General features: G+C 41.5%; 2 pseudogenes. Both read left to right on the forward strand.

Annotated elements, in window-relative coordinates:
- Positions 1–278 (forward strand): annotated as a pseudogene (locus tag KTR07_RS28225) (gfo/Idh/MocA family oxidoreductase); the annotation flags it as partial.
- Between the two features lie 37 nt (positions 279–315).
- Positions 316–446 (forward strand): annotated as a pseudogene (locus tag KTR07_RS28585) (DUF1080 domain-containing protein); the annotation flags it as partial.

The raw sequence follows: 446 nt of genomic DNA on the forward strand, positions 1-446 counted from the left end.
CGGGACCGATGAATGAAATGGTGGTAATGGGTGTATTGGCTATCCGTCTGCAAGGATTGAACAAGACATTGGAATGGGACGGCGCTAATATGTGCTTCACTAATATCGGTGATAACGAAACACTCAGAACCTGCATTAAGGACGGATTTACAATTCATGATGGTCACCCGTCATTCAATAAGACCTGGACAGATCCGATCAATGCGAAACAATTCGCAGCCGAATTGGTGAAACATAATTATCGCGAAGGATGGAATTTGCCTGATATGCCACGATAAGAGGAAATTAAAGATCAAAAAAATAAATTGATATTATATGAAAAAAGTATTTTACCCATTAGCTTGTTGTCTCGCAGCGGGAGTTTTAGTTTCCTGCAGCGGTCAGAAGAAAGCCGGGAGTGCTCAGGAAGAGCAATCGGCAAACGAAGTAGCATTATCATATTCAAA

This window comes from Bacteroides sp. MSK.20.82 (assembly GCF_019052485.1).
Lineage (GTDB): Bacteria > Bacteroidota > Bacteroidia > Bacteroidales > Bacteroidaceae > Bacteroides > Bacteroides thetaiotaomicron.